This window comes from Micromonospora trifolii (genome assembly GCF_022229005.1).
GTDB classification, from domain to species: domain Bacteria; phylum Actinomycetota; class Actinomycetes; order Mycobacteriales; family Micromonosporaceae; genus Micromonospora; species Micromonospora trifolii.
The window spans coordinates 33,445-53,550 of the sequence record NZ_JAKKFD010000005.1; the positions used below are offsets into that span (position 1 = coordinate 33,445).

The 20,106-nt window shown below is 71.9% G+C and carries 22 protein-coding genes; 6 read left to right on the top strand and 16 right to left on the bottom strand.

The annotated features are described in order from the left end of the window. Positions 1-66: 66 nt before the first annotated feature. From NIE79_RS04625 to NIE79_RS04635, 3 genes are all read right to left on the bottom strand, one after another. Positions 67-915 (bottom strand): peptidylprolyl isomerase, encoded by an 849-nt coding sequence (locus tag NIE79_RS04625; protein WP_238677360.1) that lies wholly within the window; start codon positions 913-915, stop codon positions 67-69. Positions 916-985: 70 nt separating this feature from the next. Further along, positions 986-2,194: a D-alanyl-D-alanine carboxypeptidase family protein gene (locus NIE79_RS04630; RefSeq protein WP_238677361.1), complete on the bottom strand. Its 1,209-nt coding sequence runs from the start codon at positions 2,192-2,194 to the stop codon at positions 986-988. 47 nt (positions 2,195-2,241) lie between these two features. Next, positions 2,242-2,970, bottom strand: coding sequence for a MerR family transcriptional regulator (locus NIE79_RS04635; RefSeq protein ID WP_238677362.1), 729 nt, complete (start codon positions 2,968-2,970; stop codon positions 2,242-2,244). 166 nt (positions 2,971-3,136) lie between these two features. On the opposite strand from NIE79_RS04635, the gene NIE79_RS04640 reads away from it, so the two are divergent. After that, positions 3,137-5,431 (top strand): ATP-binding cassette domain-containing protein, encoded by a 2,295-nt coding sequence (locus NIE79_RS04640; RefSeq protein ID WP_238677363.1) that lies wholly within the window; start codon positions 3,137-3,139, stop codon positions 5,429-5,431. A gap of 141 nt (positions 5,432-5,572) precedes the next feature. Here the strand turns inward: NIE79_RS04640 and NIE79_RS04645 are convergent, their stop codons facing one another. The 5 genes from NIE79_RS04645 to NIE79_RS04665 form a co-directional block, all read right to left on the bottom strand. Continuing rightward, positions 5,573-5,992 (bottom strand): protein-tyrosine phosphatase family protein, encoded by a 420-nt coding sequence (locus tag NIE79_RS04645; protein WP_372471413.1) that lies wholly within the window; start codon positions 5,990-5,992, stop codon positions 5,573-5,575. Positions 5,993-6,541: 549 nt separating this feature from the next. Next, positions 6,542-7,105: a hypothetical protein gene (locus NIE79_RS04650; protein WP_238677364.1), complete on the bottom strand. Its 564-nt coding sequence runs from the start codon at positions 7,103-7,105 to the stop codon at positions 6,542-6,544. Between the two features lie 580 nt (positions 7,106-7,685). Then, on the bottom strand, positions 7,686-8,330 hold the full coding sequence (locus tag NIE79_RS04655) for a response regulator (RefSeq protein ID WP_238677365.1): 645 nt from the start codon (positions 8,328-8,330) through the stop codon (positions 7,686-7,688). Next, positions 8,321-9,499 (bottom strand): sensor histidine kinase, encoded by a 1,179-nt coding sequence (locus tag NIE79_RS04660; RefSeq protein ID WP_238677366.1) that lies wholly within the window; start codon positions 9,497-9,499, stop codon positions 8,321-8,323. The genes NIE79_RS04655 and NIE79_RS04660 overlap by 10 nt, the downstream gene beginning before the upstream one ends. A 10-nt stretch (positions 9,500-9,509) precedes the next feature. Then, entirely contained in the window at positions 9,510-10,292 is a 783-nt protein-coding gene (locus tag NIE79_RS04665; RefSeq protein WP_238677367.1) for a DedA family protein, read from the bottom strand. 82 nt (positions 10,293-10,374) lie between these two features. Here NIE79_RS04665 and NIE79_RS04670 point away from each other — a divergent pair, with 82 nt between their 5' ends. From NIE79_RS04670 to NIE79_RS04680, 3 genes are all read left to right on the top strand, one after another. Next, positions 10,375-11,073, top strand: a complete 699-nt coding sequence (locus tag NIE79_RS04670) for a carbon-nitrogen hydrolase family protein (RefSeq protein ID WP_238677448.1) — start codon at positions 10,375-10,377, stop codon at positions 11,071-11,073. A gap of 221 nt (positions 11,074-11,294) precedes the next feature. Then, positions 11,295-11,735 carry a VOC family protein gene (locus tag NIE79_RS04675; RefSeq protein WP_238677368.1) on the top strand — a complete coding sequence of 147 codons (441 nt, stop codon included), beginning with the start codon at positions 11,295-11,297 and terminating at the stop codon, positions 11,733-11,735. 44 nt (positions 11,736-11,779) lie between these two features. Further along, a complete protein-coding gene (locus NIE79_RS04680) occupies positions 11,780-12,277 on the top strand; it encodes a DinB family protein (protein ID WP_238677369.1) in 498 nt (165 codons plus the stop codon). Between the two features lie 9 nt (positions 12,278-12,286). Here NIE79_RS04680 and NIE79_RS04685 read toward each other — a convergent pair whose 3' ends face one another. Then, positions 12,287-13,162: an alpha/beta fold hydrolase gene (locus NIE79_RS04685; RefSeq protein WP_238677370.1), complete on the bottom strand. Its 876-nt coding sequence runs from the start codon at positions 13,160-13,162 to the stop codon at positions 12,287-12,289. 71 nt (positions 13,163-13,233) lie between these two features. Between NIE79_RS04685 and NIE79_RS04690 the strand changes: the two genes are divergently transcribed. Beyond that, positions 13,234-13,758: a GNAT family N-acetyltransferase gene (locus NIE79_RS04690; RefSeq protein WP_238677371.1), complete on the top strand. Its 525-nt coding sequence runs from the start codon at positions 13,234-13,236 to the stop codon at positions 13,756-13,758. Here NIE79_RS04690 and NIE79_RS04695 read toward each other — a convergent pair. The 6 genes from NIE79_RS04695 to NIE79_RS04720 form a co-directional block, all read right to left on the bottom strand. Beyond that, positions 13,748-14,389, bottom strand: coding sequence for a histidine phosphatase family protein (locus tag NIE79_RS04695; RefSeq protein ID WP_238677372.1), 642 nt, complete (start codon positions 14,387-14,389; stop codon positions 13,748-13,750). The two genes, NIE79_RS04690 and NIE79_RS04695, sit on opposite strands and share 11 nt — an antisense overlap. Before the next feature lie 33 nt (positions 14,390-14,422). Continuing rightward, the gene (locus NIE79_RS04700) at positions 14,423-15,886 is read right to left on the bottom strand and encodes a serine/threonine-protein kinase (protein ID WP_238677373.1); all 1,464 of its coding nucleotides are present in this window, start codon (positions 15,884-15,886) and stop codon (positions 14,423-14,425) included. A 98-nt stretch (positions 15,887-15,984) separates the two neighbouring features. Next, a complete protein-coding gene (locus NIE79_RS04705) occupies positions 15,985-16,188 on the bottom strand; it encodes a hypothetical protein (RefSeq protein WP_238677374.1) in 204 nt (67 codons plus the stop codon). 2 nt (positions 16,189-16,190) lie between these two features. Further along, a complete protein-coding gene (locus tag NIE79_RS04710; protein ID WP_238677375.1) occupies positions 16,191-17,234 on the bottom strand; it encodes a LacI family DNA-binding transcriptional regulator in 1,044 nt (347 codons plus the stop codon). 135 nt (positions 17,235-17,369) lie between these two features. After that, positions 17,370-18,257 carry a Sco1979 family transcriptional regulator gene (locus tag NIE79_RS04715; protein WP_238677376.1) on the bottom strand — a complete coding sequence of 296 codons (888 nt, stop codon included), beginning with the start codon at positions 18,255-18,257 and terminating at the stop codon, positions 17,370-17,372. A gap of 142 nt (positions 18,258-18,399) precedes the next feature. After that, a complete protein-coding gene (locus NIE79_RS04720; protein WP_091406718.1) occupies positions 18,400-18,639 on the bottom strand; it encodes a DUF397 domain-containing protein in 240 nt (79 codons plus the stop codon). A gap of 264 nt (positions 18,640-18,903) precedes the next feature. On the opposite strand from NIE79_RS04720, the gene NIE79_RS04725 reads away from it, so the two are divergent. Beyond that, positions 18,904-19,554: a GGDEF domain-containing protein gene (locus NIE79_RS04725; protein ID WP_238677377.1), complete on the top strand. Its 651-nt coding sequence runs from the start codon at positions 18,904-18,906 to the stop codon at positions 19,552-19,554. A 100-nt stretch (positions 19,555-19,654) separates the two neighbouring features. Here the strand turns inward: NIE79_RS04725 and NIE79_RS04730 are convergent, their stop codons facing one another. Beyond that, the gene (locus tag NIE79_RS04730; RefSeq protein ID WP_238677378.1) at positions 19,655-19,891 is read right to left on the bottom strand and encodes a GntR family transcriptional regulator; all 237 of its coding nucleotides are present in this window, start codon (positions 19,889-19,891) and stop codon (positions 19,655-19,657) included. Positions 19,892-20,106: the final 215 nt, after the last annotated feature.

The following is a 20,106-nucleotide window of genomic DNA, read 5'->3' on the forward strand; positions in this document are numbered from 1 at the left end:
TGAGCGACCGGGGGTTGCCACGGTGGGCGCGGTGAGCGACCGACTGTCACCCACCGCGCCGCACGGTCAGTGGTGGTGGTGCCAGCGGACGGCCTTGCGGATGGTCACCGGCAGTGCGGGCGCGCCGTCGACCGGTGCCGGGTCCTCGGCGGTCCGTGCCACTCCCCCGGCGGCGATCCGGTCCAGGGTGGCCAGGCCCGCCCCGTCGACCTCGCCGAAGATCGTGTAGTTGGGGCGCAGCGCGGAGTTGGCGCAGACCAGGAAGAACTGGCTGCCATTGGTGTCCGGCCCGGCGTTGGCCATGGCCAGCACGCCCCGGGCGTACACCCGGCGCTCCCCGGTCGGGTCGGTGGGCGCGGGCGGCAGGTCGGTCGGCAACTCGTCGCGGTACCGGTAGCCCGGGCCGCCCTCACCGGTGCCGGACGGGTCACCGCACTGCAACACGCTCAGCGTCGGGTACGCGGTCAGCCGGTGGCACGGGGTGCGGTCGTAGAACCGCTTGTTCACCAGGTGCAGGAAGCTCTGCACAGTGCACGGCGCGGCGGCCCGGTCGAGTGTCAACCCGATCGGCCCGTGGTTGGTCGCCAGGGTCACCCGGACGCTGCCCCGGGCCGGGGTGCGTCGCGGGTCGGGCGGCAGCGGCACCGGCCGCGCCGCGGGTTCGTCCGGGGTCTCGGTGTACGCGCACGGGCCGTGGGTGGTGCGCGGCGGTCTGGTGGCGGTGTCGACAGCGGCGGGCGGGGCGGCGGAGACGCGCACCGCGTCGGCCGACGGGCCCGGCGCGGCGAGCGCGGTGGCGGACGAGCCGACGACCAGCGCCCCGGCGAGCACTGTCAGCCCCGCGAGGCGGGTCAGGGCGCGCACCTGGCGGCGGGGTGCCGCCGTCGCGGGGCGCGGTTCGAGTTCACTCGACACAGGGATCCTCCTGGACTGGTGGTGCCAGAAAGACCGGAGTCTATGGATGGCAGCGCCCGATGTCGATCCGTCAGGGCATCCGACGACGACGCCGCCACAGCAGACCGCCCAACAACGCCACCACTGTCGCGCCACTCACAGCGGTCACCGACCAGAGCCACCCCGAGCCGGTACGGGCGGGCCCGCTGGCCGCCGCCGGTCGGGGCGCGCCGGGTGCCGCCAGCGCGGACGGCGCCGCCGACGGGGTGGCCGTCAGCTCGCCGGGCTCGACCAGTCGGCCCACGGCGACGTCCCGGGGCAGCGTGAAGCCCCAGTCCAGGAGGGCCGCGCCCTGCTCCCAGCCGCGGACCGGTGCCGATTCGGCGCCCAGCAGGGTCACCACCAGCCGCCGCCCGCCGCGTTCCGCCGCCCCCACGTAGGTGTGCCGGGCCAGGTCGGTGAAGCCGGTCTTGCCGCCGAGCGCCCCCGGGTACCGGTAGATCAGCTGGTTCTCGTTCTGGATCTCGAAGCCCTTGGTGCGTTGCGCCGGCTGGGTCGGGATCGACGTCTGCTCGGTCAGCGCGTACCGGCGGAAGGTCGGCTCGGCGAAGCAGGCCCGGGCGATCAGCGCCAGGTCGTACGCGCTGGTGAACTGCCCCTTGCCGTCCAGCCCGGACGGGGTGACCGCGTGCGTCTGGAGCGCGCCCAGGTGATGCGCGTGCTCGTTCATGGCGCGCACGCCGGCGGCGCTGTCCGTCCCGCTGCCGAGTCGGGCCAGCGCGTTGGCGGCCTCGTTGCCGGAGTTGAGCAGCAACCCGAGCCAGATGGTCTCGATGGTGTACCGGCCGCCCGCGACCAGGCCCACGGCCGAGGAGCCGGGTTCGATGTTCATGTCCGCGTCGGTGACGGTGACCGTCTGCTTCGGGTCGAGCCTGGGCAGCATGGTGGCCGCCAGCAGCAGCTTCTGCACGCTCGCCGGTGTGCCGTACTCGTGGGGGCCGCAGCCGCCTAGCACCTGGCCGCTGTCCAGGTCGGCGACCAGCCACGACGTGGCGGTGACCCTCGGTGGCGTGGCGACGCCGGCCGGCACGACCAGGCCGGCCGTGTCCAGCGCCGCGCCGCCGATCATCCGCTGCTCAGCGACGGCGGGCGGGGGCGACGGCCGGGGCGGGCGGGACGCCGCTGGCGCCGGGACCCGGGGGCAGCGCACAGTCGGCGCGGCGGACGCTCCCGTCGCACCGACCGGCACGGGAGCGAGCAGGACGGCGGACGTCGTGGCCGCCAGCAGCGCAGCTCTCATGTGCCCGACCCTAGTCAGGAAGATCGCCCGGCGGGACGGGTTGCCGGTCAACTCGCGTCGCCGCGACCGCGCAGGTAGTCGTGCAGGGCGGCGCTGCCTCGCAGCCGGCGCAGGCTGCGGGTGTGCAGCTCCTGCTCGCGGCGGGCCAGCTCGGCGCGGACCCGCTGAGCGCTGCCGGTGGTCCGCAGTTCGCCCAGCACCGCGGCGATGATCTCGAAGGGGTACGCGCCCCGGCGCAGCAACGCGATCACCTGCGCCGCGCGTAGCTCCGCCTCGTCGTACACCCGGTAGTTGGTGCCCGGGGTGCGGCCCGGCCGCAGCAGCTCGCGCTCCTCCCACAGCCGTAGCTGGGAGGTCCGGACCCCGACCAGGGCGGCGACCTCGCCGATGCGGACGCCGTGGCGTGGTGCGGGCCGGGCCGCCGGTGCGCTGGCCAGCACGGTCTCGAAGGCGCCGAGCACCCGGCGGATCTCGGCGCGTTCCCGGTCCAGCTCGGCATGGCCGCCGTCGAGCGCCGCCAGGGCCGCCGGCAGGTCACCCTTGTGCACCGCCGCCATGATCTCCCGGGTACGGCTCCAGCCGTGCCCCTCGGCCAACCGCCGCGCCACGCTCAGCGCCCGGGCGTGCTCGCTGGTGAAGATCCGGTAGCCGCTGGCGGTGCGGCGCACCGGCGGCAGCACACCCAACTCGACGTAGTTGCGCACCTGCTGCACCGAGATCCCGACGGTGGCCGCCAGGTCCACGGCGCGCAGCCGATCCTTCGAGGCGACGTCCACGCGAGCCACCGTACCGCTTACGACGTGATTTGAGACTTTCCCGGACGTAGCGCTGGAGTCTGCGCCCGGACGTCGGCAGAACTGTCTACATGGGGATGAATGAGACAATGGAACCCGCCAGTGCCCGGCGGGGCAAAGTCCCGCCACGATTCCGTGAAGGGTTCGTATGTCGCAGCCAGCATGGTCCGCCGCCGACAGCCACGACATGATCGAGGTACGCGGGGCGCGGGAGAACAACCTCGCCGACGTCTCGGTCGACATCCCCAAACGCCGGCTGACCGTCTTCACCGGTGTCTCCGGGTCGGGCAAGTCGTCGCTGGTCTTCGGCACCATCGCCGCCGAGTCCCAGCGCATGATCAACGAGACCTACAGCGCGTTCCTCCAGTCGTTCATGCCGAACCTCAACCGGCCGGACGTCGACTCGCTGCGCAACCTCAGCGCGGCCATCGTCGTCGACCAGGAACGGATGGGGGTCAACTCCCGCTCCACCGTCGGCACCGCCACCGACGCGTACGCCATGCTGCGGATCCTCTTCAGCCGCCTCGGCCAGCCGTCCATCGGCGGCGCCGGGGCGTTCAGCTTCAACCTGCCCGAGGGCATGTGCCCCACCTGCGAAGGGCTGGGCCGGGTCTCCGACCTCGACGTCAACGAACTGGTCGACGTCGAGCGCTCCCTCAACGACGGCGCGATCACAGTGCCCAACTTCGCCGTCGACTCCTGGTACTGGCAGACCATCGTCGGCTCCGGCCTGTTCGACCCGGACGTCAAACTCCAGGACTTCACCCCGCAGCAGTGGGAGGACTTCCTGCACAAGCCGGCCACCAAGATCAAGGTTGGCAGCAACAACTGGACGTACGAGGGGCTGGCGGTCAAGGTCAAGCGGCTCCTCCTGGCCAAGGACCGCGAGTCGATGCAAGCGCACATCCGCGCCTTCGTCGACCGGGCGGTCACCTTCACCATCTGCGGCGACTGCGGCGGCACCCGACTCAACGCGGCGGCCCTGTCCTCGCGGATCGCCGGGCACACCATCGCCGACTGCTCGGCCATGCAGATCAGCGACCTGGCCGCGTTCATCAGCACCGTCGACGACCCCGGGGCCGCGCCACTCGTCGCCAACCTTCGCGACCTGCTCGACTCCCTGGTCGAGATCGGTCTGGGCTACCTCAGCCTGGACCGTGAGTCCGCGACCCTCTCCGGCGGTGAGGCGCAACGGGTGAAGATGGTCCGGCACCTCGGCTCCAGCCTCTCCGACGTCACGTACGTCTTCGACGAGCCCACCGTCGGCCTGCACCCGCACGACATCGCCCGGATGAACGACCTGCTGCTGCGGCTGCGCGACAAGGGCAACACCGTGCTGGTGGTGGAACACAAACCGGAGACCATCGCCATCGCCGACCACGTGGTCGACCTCGGACCGGGCGCCGGCGCCGACGGTGGCCGGATCTGCTTCACCGGCGACATCCCCGGCCTGCGCCGCTCCGACACGCTCACCGGGCGGCACCTGGACCACCGGGTGACAGTGCGCCGGGCGGTACGCCAACCCACCGGGCAGCTCGCCATCCGCCAGGCCGACCTGCACAACCTGCGCGACGTGGACGTGGACATCCCGCTCGGGGTCCTCACAGTGGTCACCGGCGTGGCCGGCTCCGGCAAGAGCTCACTGATCCACGGGTCGCTGCGCGGCCGGTCCGGGGTCGTCGTCGTCGACCAGTCAGCGATCCGTGGCTCACGACGCAGCAACCCGGCCACCTACAGCGGACTGCTCGACCCGATCCGTACCGCCTTCGCCAAGGCCAACGGAGTCAAGGCCGCGCTGTTCAGCGCCAACTCCGAGGGCGCCTGCCCGGCCTGCAAGGGCATCGGGCTCACCTACACCGACCTGGCGATGATGGCCGGCGTCGCGAGCGTCTGCGAACGGTGCGAGGGGCGACGCTTCACCGACGAAGTGCTCACGTACACGCTGCGCGGCAGGAACATCAGCGAGGTGCTGGCCATGTCGGTCGCCGAGGCGCACGCGTTCTTCCCTGGTGGTCCGGCGCACCTCATCCTCGGTCGGCTGGTCGACGTCGGGCTGGGCTACCTCAGCCTCGGCCAACCGCTGACCACCCTGTCCGGCGGGGAACGGCAACGACTCAAGCTCGCCATCCATCTGGCCGAGAAGACCACCACGTACGTCCTGGACGAGCCGACCACGGGTCTACACCTGGCCGACGTGGACCAGTTGTTGGCCCTGCTCGACCGAATGGTCGACGCCGGAAACACGGTGATCGTCATCGAGCACCACCAGGCGGTCATGGCACACGCCGACTGGCTCATCGATCTCGGCCCCGGCGCCGGCCACGACGGAGGCCGCATCGTCTTCACCGGCACACCTGCCGAACTGATCGCCACCGGCGACACCCTCACCGCCGTGCACCTCCGCGAGTACGTCAACGCCCCCGCGCTGGTCGGCCAGGGCTGACACCGCCACCGCGGGCGGCCAGGGCCGGCAGCCAGGGCCGGCGGCCCGGGCAGCCAGGGCCGGCGGCCAGGGCAGCCAGGGCCGGCGGCCCGGGCAGCCAGGGCAAGCGGCCAGGGCAAGCGGTGGCCCGGCCGCCCGCGGTCAGGAGACGCGGCGCAGCCAGCGCCGCTGCCAGGGGGTCTCCACCGCCTTCGGGTGGTAGCCGGCCCGAACAAACGGCACCGCCCGTTCGACCGGCAGGCCGTCGAGGATCGCCAGCGCGGCCAGGGCCGTTCCGGTGCGACCCACCCCACCCCGGCAGGCCACCTCGACACGTTCACCCTCGTGGGCCCGTCGCAGCGCCTCCCGCAGGACGTCGAGGGCTTCGGCGCTGTCGAGCGGCACCCAGAAATCGGGCCACCGGATCCGCCGGTGCGGCCAGGCCGGCTCCGGACCGGGAGCCAACAGCACGGCGAAGTCGGCCGGCGAGGTCGCGGCAGCGACGCGGCGTCCGCGCACCATCGCCCCACTGGGGAGTACGAGTACGCCCGACTGCCCGGACCACGGCTGCGCGTCAGTCACCCGGACATTGTGCCGCCACGCACTGACGGATGAGCACAGACAGCGCCGCCCCCGGCCGGTGGGCCGGGGGCGGCGCTGGTGTCGGTGTGCAGGTCGCCTCTCGGCGAGTGGCACGACGCGGCTCCAGCCGAACGGTATTCCGCGAAGGCGATATTAGGTGAGGCCCGGGGACACTGAGTCACACCGACACCCTCCACAACCAGCCCGCACCCCACGTTGTTCCCCCGCCCCCGCCGGGCCGGGTGCCGTCAGGCCCATCGCCACACCGCCGGTCGCCTCACGGCCAGGACACCCGCCATCCCGCCGCGAAACAGCCATGCCCCGCGAGATCTTGGACAGTTTCCGTTAGCGCGGAACGGAAACTGTCCAAGATCTGCTGGCAGCCACCAACCGAACCGCGCCATCCGCTGCCGGCGGACACCCCGCAGGGCGGCACCCGCGACCAGTGACACGTGTCTGCCGCACGCAAACGGAAATGCCGCTGGCCGGCACCCCGGGTTGCGGGTGCCGGCCAGCGGTCGGTGTCGTGCTGCGTGCTTGTCGTGCGGGTCAGCTGTTCCAGTGCTGGCCGACCAGGTCGGTGGCCTGCTGCTCCCACTGGGCGTAGGCGTCCGGGTACGCCGACACCTGCACGGTCTGCGCCGCCTGGGTCAGGGGCATGTCCTGCCAGCCGTCGACCTGCTTGAGGCCCTTGAGGAACGCGGTGGTGGAGTACTCGGGGTTGGTGATCTGCTCCGGGGTGCCCCAACCACTGGTCGGGCGCTGTTGGAACAGGCCCAGCGAGTCGTGGTCGTTGGCGTCGCCCAGGTGACCCAGGTTCTCCAGCTTGGACTCCTGCAGGCTCGTCGCGATCGAGATGACCGCGGCCCGCTCGGGCAGGCCGGCCTTCTTCGTGGCGGCGATGATCGCCTTCACGTTGGCGGTCTGCTCGTCGTTCAGGGTGATGTGGGACTGGTCGCCCTGCGGCTTCGGCGCCGACTGCTGCACGGCGGCGGCGACGGGCTTGCCATCGGCCGGGGTGGCGGCGTGGGCGGCGATCGGGCCGGCGAAGACACCACCGGCGAACGCGAGACCAGCAACAGACAGCATGCTCTTACGGAAGATCGTGTTCATGAGGGGTAGCTCCTTCGGGGGTAGGACACCCCAACCGCCAATAGGGGGCGGCGGCAGGGTGTGAGCACCTCGTCCGGCGCTGCACATAACAAGGGGAAAGTCTTGGGAGGTGGACGCCGTGTCGGGCGTCCGGGGTCGGCGGCCTGCGAGCGGGGGCTCGTGGCGCCGGGTCCAGATGTAACGACCGGGGGGCCGAGGTCATTCCGGGGCCGGCACCCTCGTCGGAGCGGTGCCAGTCGGTCGTTCGTGGGGACTGTAACGAACGGGTCCGGGCTGGCATTCCCACCTGCGCGACCAGCCCCCAGGGGGTGGGCGGCGGGTCGGTGGTACTGCGATCGTCAGGGTATGTAACGACCCCGACCCCGCCAGGATTCCACCCTGAGCGTGCGCCCAGTCACCACCCACAACCACCCACCACCCGACAAACCACCCAGGCGACACGCCGTCCACAGGGTCGAATCCGCCCGCAGCCACGTGATCCACTCGGGCTCACGGAAGTCGCGGCATCCCCGACGCCGGGACACCCCGACGTCAAGGAACCCGAGTCGATCATGTCGACTCCGCCCGCGCGGCTGGCGGATCAGGTGCCCAGGTAGCGGAGGATCGCGAGGATTCGTCGGCTGTAGCCAGTGGTGTGCGCGAGGTCGAGTTTGTCGAAGATGGCGTTGACGTGCTTCTCGACAGCGCTCTGCGAGACGTGCAACCGCTGGGCGATGGCGAGATTCGTGTGCCCCTGGGCCATCTCGTGCAGGACGTCCCGTTCCCGTGGCGTGAGCCGACCGAACGGGTCGGGCCGGTCCGAGCCGGCCACCACCTGGCGGACCACCTCCGGGTCGAGGGCGGTGCCTCCGGCGGCGACCCGGTCGAGTGCGTCGAGGAAGTCGTCCACCTGGGCGACCCGGTCCTTGAGCAGGTAGCCGACCCCCTCGGGACGGTCCGCGAGCAGCCGCCCGGCGTAACGCCGCTCCACGTACTGGGAGAGCACGAGGACGCCGGTGTCGGGCCACCGACGACGGATCTCCAGGGCGGCCCGTAGCCCGTCATCGGTGTGGTTGGGTGGCATCCGGACGTCGGTGACGACCACGTCGGGACGGGTTCGTCCGACCGCCTCGACAAGGTGGTCGGCGGTCCCGACCGCCGCGAGCACCTCGTGCTCCTCGTCGGCGAGCAGCCGCGTCAAGCCTTCCCGGAGCAGCGTCGAGTCTTCGGCGAGGACTAGTCGCACGGCAGCTGCGCCAGCACGGTCGTCGGGCCGCCGGGCGGGCTGGTCACCAGCAGGCGCCCGTCCAGCGCGGCGACCCGCCTCGCCAGCCCGGACAACCCGCGCCCGGTCGGTTCGGCCCCGCCGACGCCGTCGTCGTGCACGCGCATCCGGATCCACCCATCCCGTACTCCGATTTCGACAGTGACCAGGGTAGCGGCGGCGTGTTTCGCGGCGTTGGTGAGCGCCTCACAGGCCACGAAGTACAGCACCGTCTCGACCTGCCGCTCGGGGCGGGCCGGCAGCTCGCAGCGGATCCGCACCGGCACCTCGGATCCGCGGGCGACGATGGCCAGGACCTCGCCCAGATCGCTGTCGTCCAGTGCTGACGGGTAGACCCGCCAGGCGACCTCGCGTAACTCTTCGATGGCCCGCTGCACGTCCTCGTGTGCCTGCGCGAGCAGTGCGTGTGTGCGGTCGGCGTCGCGGGCGCGCCGGGCCCGGCCGAGGAGCATGCCGAGGGCGACCAGCCGCTGTTGGAGGCCGTCATGCAGGTCGCGTTCGATGCGCTGCCGTTCGGCGTCGACGGCGGCGATGACCCCGGCCCGACTGGCGGTCAGCTCGTGGACCCGCCGCGTCAGCTCCGCCCGGCTGCCCGGCCCGAGCAGTCGTCGCGCCAGCCGGATGTCCAGCGCGGCGATGCTGGCAACGGCCTGAACGTTGAGCAGTAACAGCACCGCCCCGACGGCGATCTGGGACAGGGCGTCGAGGAGGGTCAGCTCTCCGCGCACCGCTGCGCGCAGCACGATCCCGGCCAGCACCACGCCGACGCCGAGCACCGCGTATGCCAGCAGGGCGAGCGTGCCGGGTACCAGTCGGGCGGCCAGGTAGCCGATCTGCCGCCGGGTCGCGACGGCGTTCGGCACGGGCAGGTCCTCCGCGGCGAGCAACCCGGCGAGGCGGCGATGTTCCATCCCTACCAGCCGGCTCGCGTACCGGTCGGTCAGGTCGGCGACCCGACGGCCGGCCGCGGGCGCGACCGCGCGCACGCTGGATGCGGCGGCCGCGACGACGAGGAAGCCGAACTCGACGGCGGCCGTCGCGATCCCGACGGCGACGCCGAGAGGCAGACGGAGCCGAAGCCACCACGCGCCGGGTCGCCACTCCCCCACCACCTCGCCCGCCTTCCACACCGAGTCTTGGCTAGCGCTCGTCCGAGGCCCAGGTTCCGCTTCGGTAGAGGGTGCCGCGACCGCCCGGGTCGGGCATCCCGTTCAGGTCGCTCTGCTCGGGCTCGGTCGGCTCGGGGTTCCGGGCGGCGCGGCGGGCTTTGCGCACGCGGGACCCGACGAACCAGGCGGCCGCCGCCACGCAGACCACGATCACCACTTTCTGGAGCGTGCCGACGTAGCCCTCGACGAGGTGCCAGTTGTCGCCCAGCAGGTAGCCGGCGAGCACGAAGGTGGTGTTCCAGATCAGACTGCCCAGCGTGGTGTAGAGCAGGAACGTGGTCACCGGCATCCGTTCCACGCCCGCCGGGATGGAGATCAGACTCCGGAAGATCGGAATCATCCGGCCGAAGAAGACCGCCTTCACACCGTGCCGCAGGAACCACGCCTCGGTCCGGTCCACGTCGCTGAGCTTGACCAGTGGCAGCCGGGACACGATGGCGCGCATCCGGTCGCGCCCCAGGGCCGCGCCGATCAGGTAGAGCGCGAGCGCGCCCACCACCGAGCCCAGCGTGGTCCAGAAGATCGCACCGACCAGGCTCATCCGTCCCTGCGCGGCGACGAACCCGGCCAGCGGCAGGATCACCTCACTGGGGATCGGCGGGAAGAGGTTCTCCAACGCCACCGCCAGGCCGGCACCGGGCCCGCCGAGTCGTTCCACCAGGTCAGTGACGTAGCCGACGATCCCGTCCTGTGGTGGCTCCGCTGCGGCGGCGGGGGTTCCGGTGGCGAACACGGCGTGGGACGTTCGAATCATGCGCCCACGTTACGAAGTCATCCTGAGAGTCGACCATGAGGCCGACCGCCCGACCCCACGGGTCGACCACACCGGCGAGGGTGTGGAAAACCGCACCCCGCTGCGGCTCGCTGTGGTCCAGCCGCCGTGCGTACCCCTGGATGTCGCGGCAAACGCGCGGGCGCACGCCGCAGCGGTCCGCGCGGCGCGCGCCCGGGTGGTGGTCTTTCCAGAGCTGTCGCTGACCGGGTACGAGTTGGACGCGCCGGTCGTGTCGGCCGATGACCCGCGATTGGCGCCGCTGGTCGAGGCATGCGCCGAGGCGGGCGCGCTGGCCCTGGTCGGCGCGCCGGTCGTCGGCGACCACATCGCGATGCTGGCGGTGACCGGCGTCGGTGCGACGGTGGCGTACCGCAAGATGTGGCTGGGGGACGCGGAGGCCCGCCGGTTCCGGCCCGGCGATGCCCCGGTCGTGCTCGATGTGGACGGTTGGCGGGTGGGGCTGGCAATCTGCAAGGACACCGGCGTGGCCGCGCACGCGGAGCGGACGGCCGCGCTCGGGATCGACGTGTACGCGGCGGGCGTCCTGGAGTCGGCCAGCGACGCCGCAGTGATAGACCAGCGGGCGCACCGGATCGCCACCGCGCACCGGGTCTGGGTGGCGGTGGCGAGCTTCGCCGGGTCGACGGGAGGTGGCTACACCGAGGCGGCGGGGCTCTCGGGCGTCTGGACGCCAAACGGCGAGGTGTACGCCCGCGCGGGCACCGAACCGGGCGAGTCGGTCAGCGTCAGCATCGGCTGACTGGAAGTCGACGCGGACCCGTCCCCTAGCGTGGGGCAGTGTCATCGACACGAGGAGGAGCGCATGGACTAGGCCGCGACGACCGGCACTGTCCGCTCGGCGGACGGCACCACCATTGCGTACGAGCGCAGCGGCGCCGGTGCTTGCCGACCACTTCTCCGGCCGCGCCGACTGAACGGCGACGCCTGGCCGCTGTCGTACGCCTCGGGCAGGATCAGCTCATGAGCACCGTCCCCTCCCGTCTGTCAGTGGTCACGCTGGGAGCACGCGACATCGCCGCGCTGCGGTCGTTCTACCGGTCGTTGGGGTGGCCCGAGCTGCCGGCCAGTGACGACGACTGGTCGGCCTTCCTGCTCGGTGGAGTGCTGTTCGCGCTCTACCCGCTGCCGGAGTTGGCCGCCGAGGCGGCGCCGGGAGCGCCGGCGCCGGCCGGTGGTTGGTCCGGCGTCACCCTGGCCTGCAATGTCGACAGTCCTGAGCAGGTCGACGCGGCCTTCGCGGCGGCCGTCGCGGCGGGGGCGACGGTGGTGGCGCAGCCGACCGACCGGTCCTGGGGTGGGCGCTCCGGCTACATCGCCGACCCGGAGGGCAACCGGTGGGAGATCGCCTGGGCGGGCACCGCCCGCTTCGACGAGCGCGGCGCTCTTCTCTCCTTTGGCTGAGTGTGCTGTTTGCACGGCAGCGACGACCTTGGAATGCTTCGGGAATGACAGCCTTTCCCCCGACCTTCGCCGACGATGTCGTCGGCCAGTCAGCTCAGACGCAGTTCGAGGCGTTCATCGACGAGCACCGCAGAGCGCTCAACGGCTACCTGGACGGGCTGACCGAGGAGCAGGCGCGCCGGTCGTTGGTGCCGTCCCGGACGACACTGCTGGGTCTGGTGAAGCACGCCGCGTTCGTGGAGAAGGTCTGGTTCGACGAGGCTGTCACGTGTCGGTCCCGTTCCGAGATCGGCATTCCCGCGACGCCGGACGAGTCGTTCATCCTCGACGACGACGACACGATCGCCTCGATCCAGCGAGCACACCGCGAGGCGTGCGAGGCCTCCCGCCGCGCGACGGCGTCGCTGGGCCTGGACGATCTGCTGCGCGGCAACCGGCGCGGCCCGCTGCCGCTGCGCTGGGTGTACCTGCACGTGCTGCGCGAGCTGGCCCAGCACTGCGGGCACGCCGAGATCCTGCGGGAGCAGCTCCTGGCCAAGTAGCGCGGCCGGTCAGCCGGCGCCCAGCACCTCGCGCAACCGCACAGCGAACTCCTCGGGCTTGCCCGCGTAGCCGAACTCACCCCCGAGGAAGCCGCCGTGGTGACTCGGGAACACCACTGGCTCTTGACCGAGCAGGGCCGCCAGGCCGAGGGTCGTTCGCGCGGTGTACGTCCCCGTCGACTCCTCGCCGACCGCGATCACGATCCGGGTCGGTGCCGCGGTGAGCAGGCTGGCGTCGGGCCGGTAGTCGGAGACCGCCCACGAGTTCTGCGACAGCAGCGGATCGTCGCGGGTGCCGTCGTCGTCGGTCGACATGCCGAACATCGCCGGGTCGGGGGTGGGCTGGGCGAAGTAGGCATCGGTAAACTCGCCCTGCCACGACGTCATCGCGATGAACGCGGCCATGCCGGCACCGCTGCCCTTCGCCTGGTACGCCTCGTAGAAGCCGGCCCGCGCGCGCTCGGCGGCCCCGGCGTCGGGGAGCACCGCGTTGATCGGCGGCTCGTGCGCCACCAACGTGACGACGTCGCGCGGGTACGTGGCGACGAGGTCGAGTGCCGTCACCGCACCGCCGCTGCTGGCGAACACGTCGACCGGGCCGGCGCCGAGCGCCGTGATCAGCAGGTGCAGGTCGGCCGCCTGCTGCTGCGGCGTGTGGTCGATGCGGCGGTCCGTGCGGACGCTGCGGCCGAGCCCGCGCGGGTCGTAGGTGACGACGGTGCGGTCGGTGAAGTGCGGGGCGAGCGCGGTGAAGCCCTCCGCCGTCATCGGTTGACCGATCATGAGCAGCACGGGGTGCCCGCCGGACGGGGGCAGCGGGCCCCGGACGTCGTAGACCAGGTCGACGCCGGGTACGGCGAGGGTGTGTGTCTGCGTTGTCGTCATGTCGGTGAGACTACGGCCGGCGGAAACCGATGGGCGGGTACGACGTGCCGGCGGGCGGCTACCGTCGCGGCATGCCCGAGTTGCTCGCGCCCACCGTCCGACTGCACGCCGCCTGGCTGGAGGCGCACGACGAGTGGGGCCCCGGTCTCCACGAGGACGGTTTCGGGCTGCGGTCGACTGACGAGGTGCGCTCGCCGGAGGGGTTCGCGGCCTGGGTGACCCGACTGGCCGACCAGTCGGATCCGGCGAAGCCGTTGGACGCGGGTCGCGTGCCGTGCACGTACCTGTGGATCGCCGAGGACGACCGGGTGCTCGGCGGGATCGCGCTGCGACACGAGCTCAACGACCACCTGCTGTGGGCTGCCGGCCACATCGGCTATGGCATCCGCCCGTCCGCACGCCGCAGGGGGCTGGCGACCTGGGCGCTGGGCCGGATGCTCGCCCACGCGCGGGCGCTCGGCGTGGATCGGGTGCTGCTGGTCTGCGAGGCGGGCAACGACGCGTCGTCGACGACGGTCGAGCGTTGCGGCGGCGTCCTGGAGGGCATCCGGGACACCGACCTCGGCCCGGCACGGCGGTACTGGATCACGCTCTAGCCCACCCGCCGGTGTCGGCGAAGCGACGCAGCGTCCAGCGGGCCGGCGGCCAACCGCCGGGGTCGTGGTCGGTGGTCCATTCGGTGATCGAGGCCGGGGGCACGTCCAGGTCGAACGCCCGGAAGACCGGCTGCGCGCCGAGCGCGTGGAAGGCGCCCTCCACGGTTTCGCTGTGGCCGACCAGGACCACTGTGGAGCCCCGGTGCCGGTGGGCGATCTCCATGATCGCGCGGCTGACGCGGACCACCAGTTCGGCCCAGCTCTCGTTGCCCTCCTCGAACGGTCGGAACACGCCGCCACCGGCCACCGCGTGGTCGGTGCGGAAGAGGGCGGTCGGCAGGCCGTCGGCGTACGGGGGTGTGTGCCAGGTGCAGAGACCGCAGTCGGCCACGGGTCGGACGCCGAACGCCGCGCCGATCGGTTGCGCGGTCTCGACGGCCCTGCGCAGCACGGACGAGTAGACCGCCACCGGCCCGGCGGCGGTGACCTCACTGGTGAGCCGGTTGGCCAGGTCGTGTGCCTGCTCGTGGCCGAGGGCGGTGAGACCCCGACAGCCACGTGGCCCGCCGACGATTCCTTCGAGCTGGTGGACCGACTCGCCGTGTCGCACGAAGATCAGACGTGTCCGCATCGGGACATCATGCCAGCGGTATCGACGCGGGTATCAGTCGTCCGTACGGCTGGTGGAGAAGCTGCCGGCCTGGGTGAGCAGAGCGTCCAGTTTCGCGCCCGTCTGCGCTGGTAGGCGGTCTCGCCGCACCAGCTCGGCGATGTGGTCCCGTAGGTCGGCGACGCGCTCGGCGCGGTCCCTGGTGCGGCGGTTGAGATCGGCGAGGTCGTCACGCAGATCCTCGGCGGTCTTCGGGTCGACGTCGCCGCGGGCGACAGCGGTGGCGAGGATGGCGGCGAACTCGCTGCTCACCTCCCGGAAGCTGACCGGTAGCTGCTGCCCGACGGTAGGGGGCGCGGTGCTGGCGCTGGGGCGTGGCGGGGGCGGTGCGGCCGGCGTCGGCGAGTGTGTCGTGGGCGCGGGGGCCGGGGCGGAGGTGGAGGTCGACGGCGCGGCCGCGATCTCGGTCGGGTCGGGTGTGCCCGGGTTGCCGAGCGGATTCTCCACGAACAGGACGCCGACGCCGATCAGCACGGCGAGCACGGCCGCGACGAGCACGGCGAGGGGCCGACGCGATCGGCGTCGGGCCGGTGCGGCGGTTGCCGGGACGGGGCCGGCCACCACCGACCTGTCGATCAGGGTGGGCGGGTGGGCGGCCGGCCGGATGCGCAGCAGCTCGGTGGGCGGCTCGACCGGCTGACCGGCGCCGAAGCGGCGGGCCAGGTGCGCGGCGCTCGGCCGGTCGGCCGGGTTGGCGGCCAGGCAGGCGACGGTCAGCTCGGCGATGTCGGCGGGAAGGCCGGGCACCCGCAGCGGCGGCACCGGGGTGCCCCGCCGGTGCACCTCCAGAGCGTCCTCCCAGCTCTGCACGGGCAGCGGCGCCCGCCCGGTGAGGGTGCGGTAGAGCAGTGCGCCGAGGGCGTACACGTCGCTCGCCGGGTCGGGCGGGCCGGCGGTCAGCCGTTCCGGGGCGAAGTAGGCGGGGGTGCCCATCAGCGGTTCGCCGGACTGGCTGTCGAGGCCGCCGAGCGCGGCGATGCCGAAGTCGAGCACCTTGGCGCCGGTGTCGGTGAGCATGACGTTGCCGGGCTTGACGTCGCGGTGCACGACGCCGATGCGGTGCGCGGCGGCCAGCGCGGCGGCGATCTGCCCGGCCACCCGGACCGCTTCCGGCCAGGGCAGCGGCCCGTTGCGCAGCCGGTCGGCCAGGTTGTGACCGTCGACGAGCTCCATCACCAGGTACGGGACCACGACGCCGCCGGCCAGGGTCGCCTCGGCGTAGTCGTACACCTGGGTCACGTGTGGGTGGGTCAGCCGGGCGGCCGCGCGGGCCTCGCGTTGGATGGTGGCCCGCAGCTGTGGGTCGGTGGCGAACTGCCCGGCGAGCACCTTGATCGCGACCGGCCGCCCGAGCACCTCGTCGTCGCCTCGCCACACCTCGGACATGCCACCGAGACCGATCCGCTCGTGCAGTACGTAGCGGTCGTGGAGGCGGAGAGTGGGCGTGAGCGGCGACATGGCTTCACCAGTCTGCCTGGCAACACCGCCCTCGACCACTCTGCGTGCCCGGACCCACACTGTTCGTCCCGTGCGTACCGGAATGGGATTGGTGCGGGTCAGGAGCAGCGCGGGCTGGCGGGCAGCGGTCGCGGCTGGATGCGGTCGGCGAGCCGGCGCAGGGCGAGGGCGGTGGCCTGCCGGGTCGGGGCGAGCAGTGCCCGACGGGGGTGTTCGACCTGGACCGGAGCGTCCGGTCGGGCCGAGTTGATGTGCCGGTTCATGGCGTCGAGCGCGGTGAGGTATCCGGTGGGAAGTTCCATGGTCAGCTCCTCGGGACAGGTCCGGTGGAGTCCCGGACGACGAGTTCGGTGGGCAGCAACACGTGACCGGCCGCGGCGTCCGCAGGCGGGTCGAGCAGCAGTTCGGCGGCGATGCGGCCCTTCTCCTCGGCTGGTTGCCGGACGGTGGTGAGGCCGGCCGCGGCGGCCTCGGCGACGTCGTCGAAGCCGGTCACCGAGACGGTCGGGCGATCATGGGCCGGCCGTGCCGCCAGGGCGTCCAGCACACCGAGCGCGAGGACGTCGGAGCCGGCCAGCACGGCGGTCGGCGGTGCGGGTTGGTCGAACAGCCCGGCGATGGCTGCGGCCGCCGCCGACCGGCTGTTGCCGGGGACGTTGACCAGTGTCAGCTCGGCCCAGCCGACGCCGACCTCGGCGAAGGCGTCGGCGAACCCGCCGAGCCGACCCCGGGTGGTCGGGTGCGGCACCTGGTCGACCCCGGCCACTGTGAGCGGGCCGGCTGGCGCGTCGGGCAGCACCGAGTCGGCGAGGAGTGCCACCCGACGGTGCCCGAGCCCGACGATGTGCGCGGCGGCGCTGCGCGCGGCGGCCCGCTCGTCGATGCCGACGAACCGTTCGTCGGCGCTGGCGTCGTCGCGGGCGGCCGTGCTGACGAACGGCAGCCCGCGTTGGCGGATCACGTCCAACGCCCACTCCTCGTCGGCGACGCAGTAGACGCAGAACCCGTCGACGGCGGCGTTCTCCACCGCCCGTCGGGCGTCGGTCACCGCCGGAGGCAGGGGCACCAGCAGCATGCTGGTGCCGTGCCGCTCGGCCGCCGCGCCGACACCGGCGAGGAAGCGGACCGCGAACGGGTCGGTGAAGGCGTACGACAGTTGCGAGGTGAACAGCACCCCGATCGACCCGACGAAGCCCCGGCGCAGGGAGCGCGCGGTGGGGTTGGGGCCGGGGTACCCGAGTTGCCGGGCGGCGTCCAGGATCCGCTCGCGCAGGGTGGCGGAGAGCTGGTCGGGGCGGCTGTAGGCGTTGGACACGGTGCTGCGGGAGACGCCGACGGCGTCGGCCACGGCTTGCAGTGTTGGCTTCACCGGCACCTCTCTGTATCGATCCAGTCTGTATCGATACAGAGACTAGCCCGACTGTTCGGCGTCGGTCAATACGTGAGCTACGAGTCCCGCCTGAGGAACCGGCGCGGTCTGGAGTCAGGCCGGGTAGAGGTCGTCCAGCAGGCCGCTGAGGATCTCCGCCGTACGCTCCGGCGGCTCGGCCTCGACGCAGAGCCGCTCCATGGCCACCGCGTAGTAATCCAGATCGTCGCGCTTGTCCAGGTAGATGGCGCTGGTGAGCTGTTCGATGTAGACGATGTCCGGAAGCTCCTGGTCGCCGAAGCGCAGGATGGTGAAGGCACCCCCGGCGGCGGCGTGGCCACCGGCGGCGAACGGGATGACCTGGAGCCGGATGTGCGGCGACTTGGTCGCCTCGATGAGCGCGGTGAGCTGGCCGCGCATGACCTCCGCGCCGCCGATCGGCCGGCGCAGGGCCGCCTCGTCCACCACGGCCCAGAGTTGCGGCGGGTTCTGCCGCTGGAGCAACTGCTGACGCTGCATCCGCAGCGCGACGCGTCTGTCGATCTCACCCGGACCGGCCGCGCCGTGCCCGAGCAGCACGACCGCCCGGGCGTACTCCCGGGTCTGCAGGAGGCCGGGCACGAACTGCACCTCGTAGCTGCGGATCAGTGCGGCGGCGGCCTCCAGGCCCAGGTACGACTGGAACCAGGACGGCAACACGTCGCCGTAGCGGTGCCACCAGCCAGGGCTGTTCGCGTCCCGTGCGAGCTTGAGCAGCGCGTCGCGCTCGTGGTCCTCGGTGACGCCGTAGAGGGTCAACAGGTCGGCGACGTCGCGCTCCTTGAAACCGACCCGGCCCAGCTCCATCCGACTGATCTTGGATTCGGAGGAGCGGATCTCCCAGCCGGCGCCCTCCCGGGTCACACCGCTGGACTCCCGGAGTCGGCGCAGTTGGGCGCCGAGCAGTATGCGCAGCACTGTCGGCCCGGTTGTCGGGCCACCCTCGGCGGGAACGATCGTCACGTGCGGACCTCCGGACACCGACCCACGGCGGCCGGGCGCCCCGGCCCGGCCGACGTGTAAGCATGCCATGGACCGACAGTGAGATGAACTCCTCCGCGCCGGTGAATCAGTCCCGTCACCGGGACGACCCACCCCCGGACGGTCAGTTGATCAGATGGTCGAAATCTCCGTCCCGCGCACCGAGAACGAAGGCGGCGATCTCGTCCACCGTGTAAATCAGCGCCGGCCCTTCCGGGTGTCGTGAGTTGCGGACCGCGATGCCCGCTCCCTCGGGCAGTTCGGCCAGTTCGACGCAGTTGCCGCTGGGGTTGCTGCGGCGACTCTTCTGCCAGCTCAGCGGAGGCAACTGGTGGATCGGTACGCCATTGGGTGGCTGCTGCATGGAGGCGTCTTTCTGTTACGAGCCCGCCGGTGGCCGTGGGAGGAGCGGTGACGGCGAGGGGGTGCGGTATCGACATTGGACGGTTCTGCACGTGCATCTGCTATTGCATCTGCATCCGACGGCGAGCATGATAACGCACATGATCGGTGCCCATCCGTTCACTTTGTGTTACCCCCACACGGGCAACGATCAGGCAAAACTGGGCCCGACGCGGCGCGCCGCGTCAACCGAAGGCTGGAGGCGGTCGCGGCGATGGGAGGGTTCGTGCCGGATCCGATGAGTGTCGCCTCCGGCGTCTGCGCAGCCGGCGCACTGCTCTCCTCCTGGCAACTACGCCGACGAGCGGTGCGTGCCGAGGCTGAGATCGGCCACCTCCAGGCGGAGCTGGCCGCCGAACGGCACGCCGCCAGTCACGACCCGCTCACCGGGCTGCCCAATCGACGCGCCTTCTACCGTCTGGCGGCCGCCCTGCTCACCGACGCCGCCGGCCAGCCGCTGATCGCCGTGGTGCTCGACCTGGACGACTTCAAGCAGATCAATGACCGGTACGGGCACGCCGCCGGCGACCAGGTGCTGATCAGTGTTGCCGAGCGGCTCGCCGGCTTCGCCGGTGACAATCTCGTGGCCCGCCTCGGTGGCGACGAGTTCGCCGGGCTGCTCTCCAGCCCCACCGTCGACCGGCGCTGGATCGAGCACTCGACCCGCCGGCTCAGCGAGACCGTCGCCGCGCCGATCCGGTTGAGCGGGTGCAGTGTCCGGGTCACCGCCTCCGTCGGGCTCGCCCCGGTGACCGGCCCGGCCCAACTCACCGACGCGCTCAGCCGCGCCGACGCGGCCATGTACCAGGCGAAGAGCCTCGGTGGCGCCCGATCACCCCGCCAACTGGTCGACAGTGCCTTCCTGTCGGAGCGCTGACCTGTTCAGCTGGCAGACACGCCGGACCACCGGGGCAATTGATCAATCAGGTCCCGCGCTCGGCGCTCTTGACCGCCCTGCCCTAGCCGGGATGGGCCGTTCAGCTCTCCGGCTGGCCGACGTACGTCCCGCGCTGCGGCACGGTGTAGACCAACCCGCGCTCGCGCAGTGCGGCCACGGTGCGCCGGGCCGTTCCGCGTGCCACGCCGAATTCCTGGACGATCGCCGACTCACTCGGGATCGGCCGGTGGGGTGCTAGTTCTCCGCTGGCGATGCGGGCGGCCAGGATGTCCGCCACCTGCTGGTACACCGGCACGGGGCCGTGCGGATCGATCATGGGACGAGGCTAGTTGAGCAGACATGACGCGGATTCTTTAGATACGTTCCTAGACGTTCATACTCGTACACGTCTAGCCTGTGGCCTGGGGGCCGGGCGGACGAAAACCCGCGAGGGCTCTTTCGGTGAGCGGTCTGGGTTCCTGATCAGGGATCGGTGCCCGGACCTGCCCGACTCGGGAGGTGGAACCGTGGCGATGGACGACGGACCCGTAA

Bases quoted from the DNA above. Each gene is read 5' to 3' on its own strand.
- NIE79_RS04630 (WP_238677361.1), bottom strand. From the start codon at position 2,194: ATGAGAGCTGCGCTGCTGGCGGCCACGACGTCCGCCGTCCTGCTCGCT.
- NIE79_RS04640 (WP_238677363.1), top strand. From the start codon at position 3,137: ATGTCGCAGCCAGCATGGTCCGCCGCCGACAGCCACGACATGATCGAG.
- NIE79_RS04650 (WP_238677364.1), bottom strand. From the start codon at position 7,105: ATGAACACGATCTTCCGTAAGAGCATGCTGTCTGTTGCTGGTCTCGCG.
- NIE79_RS04665 (WP_238677367.1), bottom strand. From the start codon at position 10,292: ATGATTCGAACGTCCCACGCCGTGTTCGCCACCGGAACCCCCGCCGCC.
- NIE79_RS04675 (WP_238677368.1), top strand. From the start codon at position 11,295: ATGAGCACCGTCCCCTCCCGTCTGTCAGTGGTCACGCTGGGAGCACGC.
- NIE79_RS04680 (WP_238677369.1), top strand. From the start codon at position 11,780: ATGACAGCCTTTCCCCCGACCTTCGCCGACGATGTCGTCGGCCAGTCA.
- NIE79_RS04685 (WP_238677370.1), bottom strand. From the start codon at position 13,162: ATGACGACAACGCAGACACACACCCTCGCCGTACCCGGCGTCGACCTG.
- NIE79_RS04690 (WP_238677371.1), top strand. From the start codon at position 13,234: ATGCCCGAGTTGCTCGCGCCCACCGTCCGACTGCACGCCGCCTGGCTG.
- NIE79_RS04695 (WP_238677372.1), bottom strand. From the start codon at position 14,389: ATGCGGACACGTCTGATCTTCGTGCGACACGGCGAGTCGGTCCACCAG.
- NIE79_RS04700 (WP_238677373.1), bottom strand. From the start codon at position 15,886: ATGTCGCCGCTCACGCCCACTCTCCGCCTCCACGACCGCTACGTACTG.
- NIE79_RS04705 (WP_238677374.1), bottom strand. From the start codon at position 16,188: ATGGAACTTCCCACCGGATACCTCACCGCGCTCGACGCCATGAACCGG.
- NIE79_RS04720 (WP_091406718.1), bottom strand. From the start codon at position 18,639: ATGCAGCAGCCACCCAATGGCGTACCGATCCACCAGTTGCCTCCGCTG.
- NIE79_RS04730 (WP_238677378.1), bottom strand. From the start codon at position 19,891: ATGATCGATCCGCACGGCCCCGTGCCGGTGTACCAGCAGGTGGCGGAC.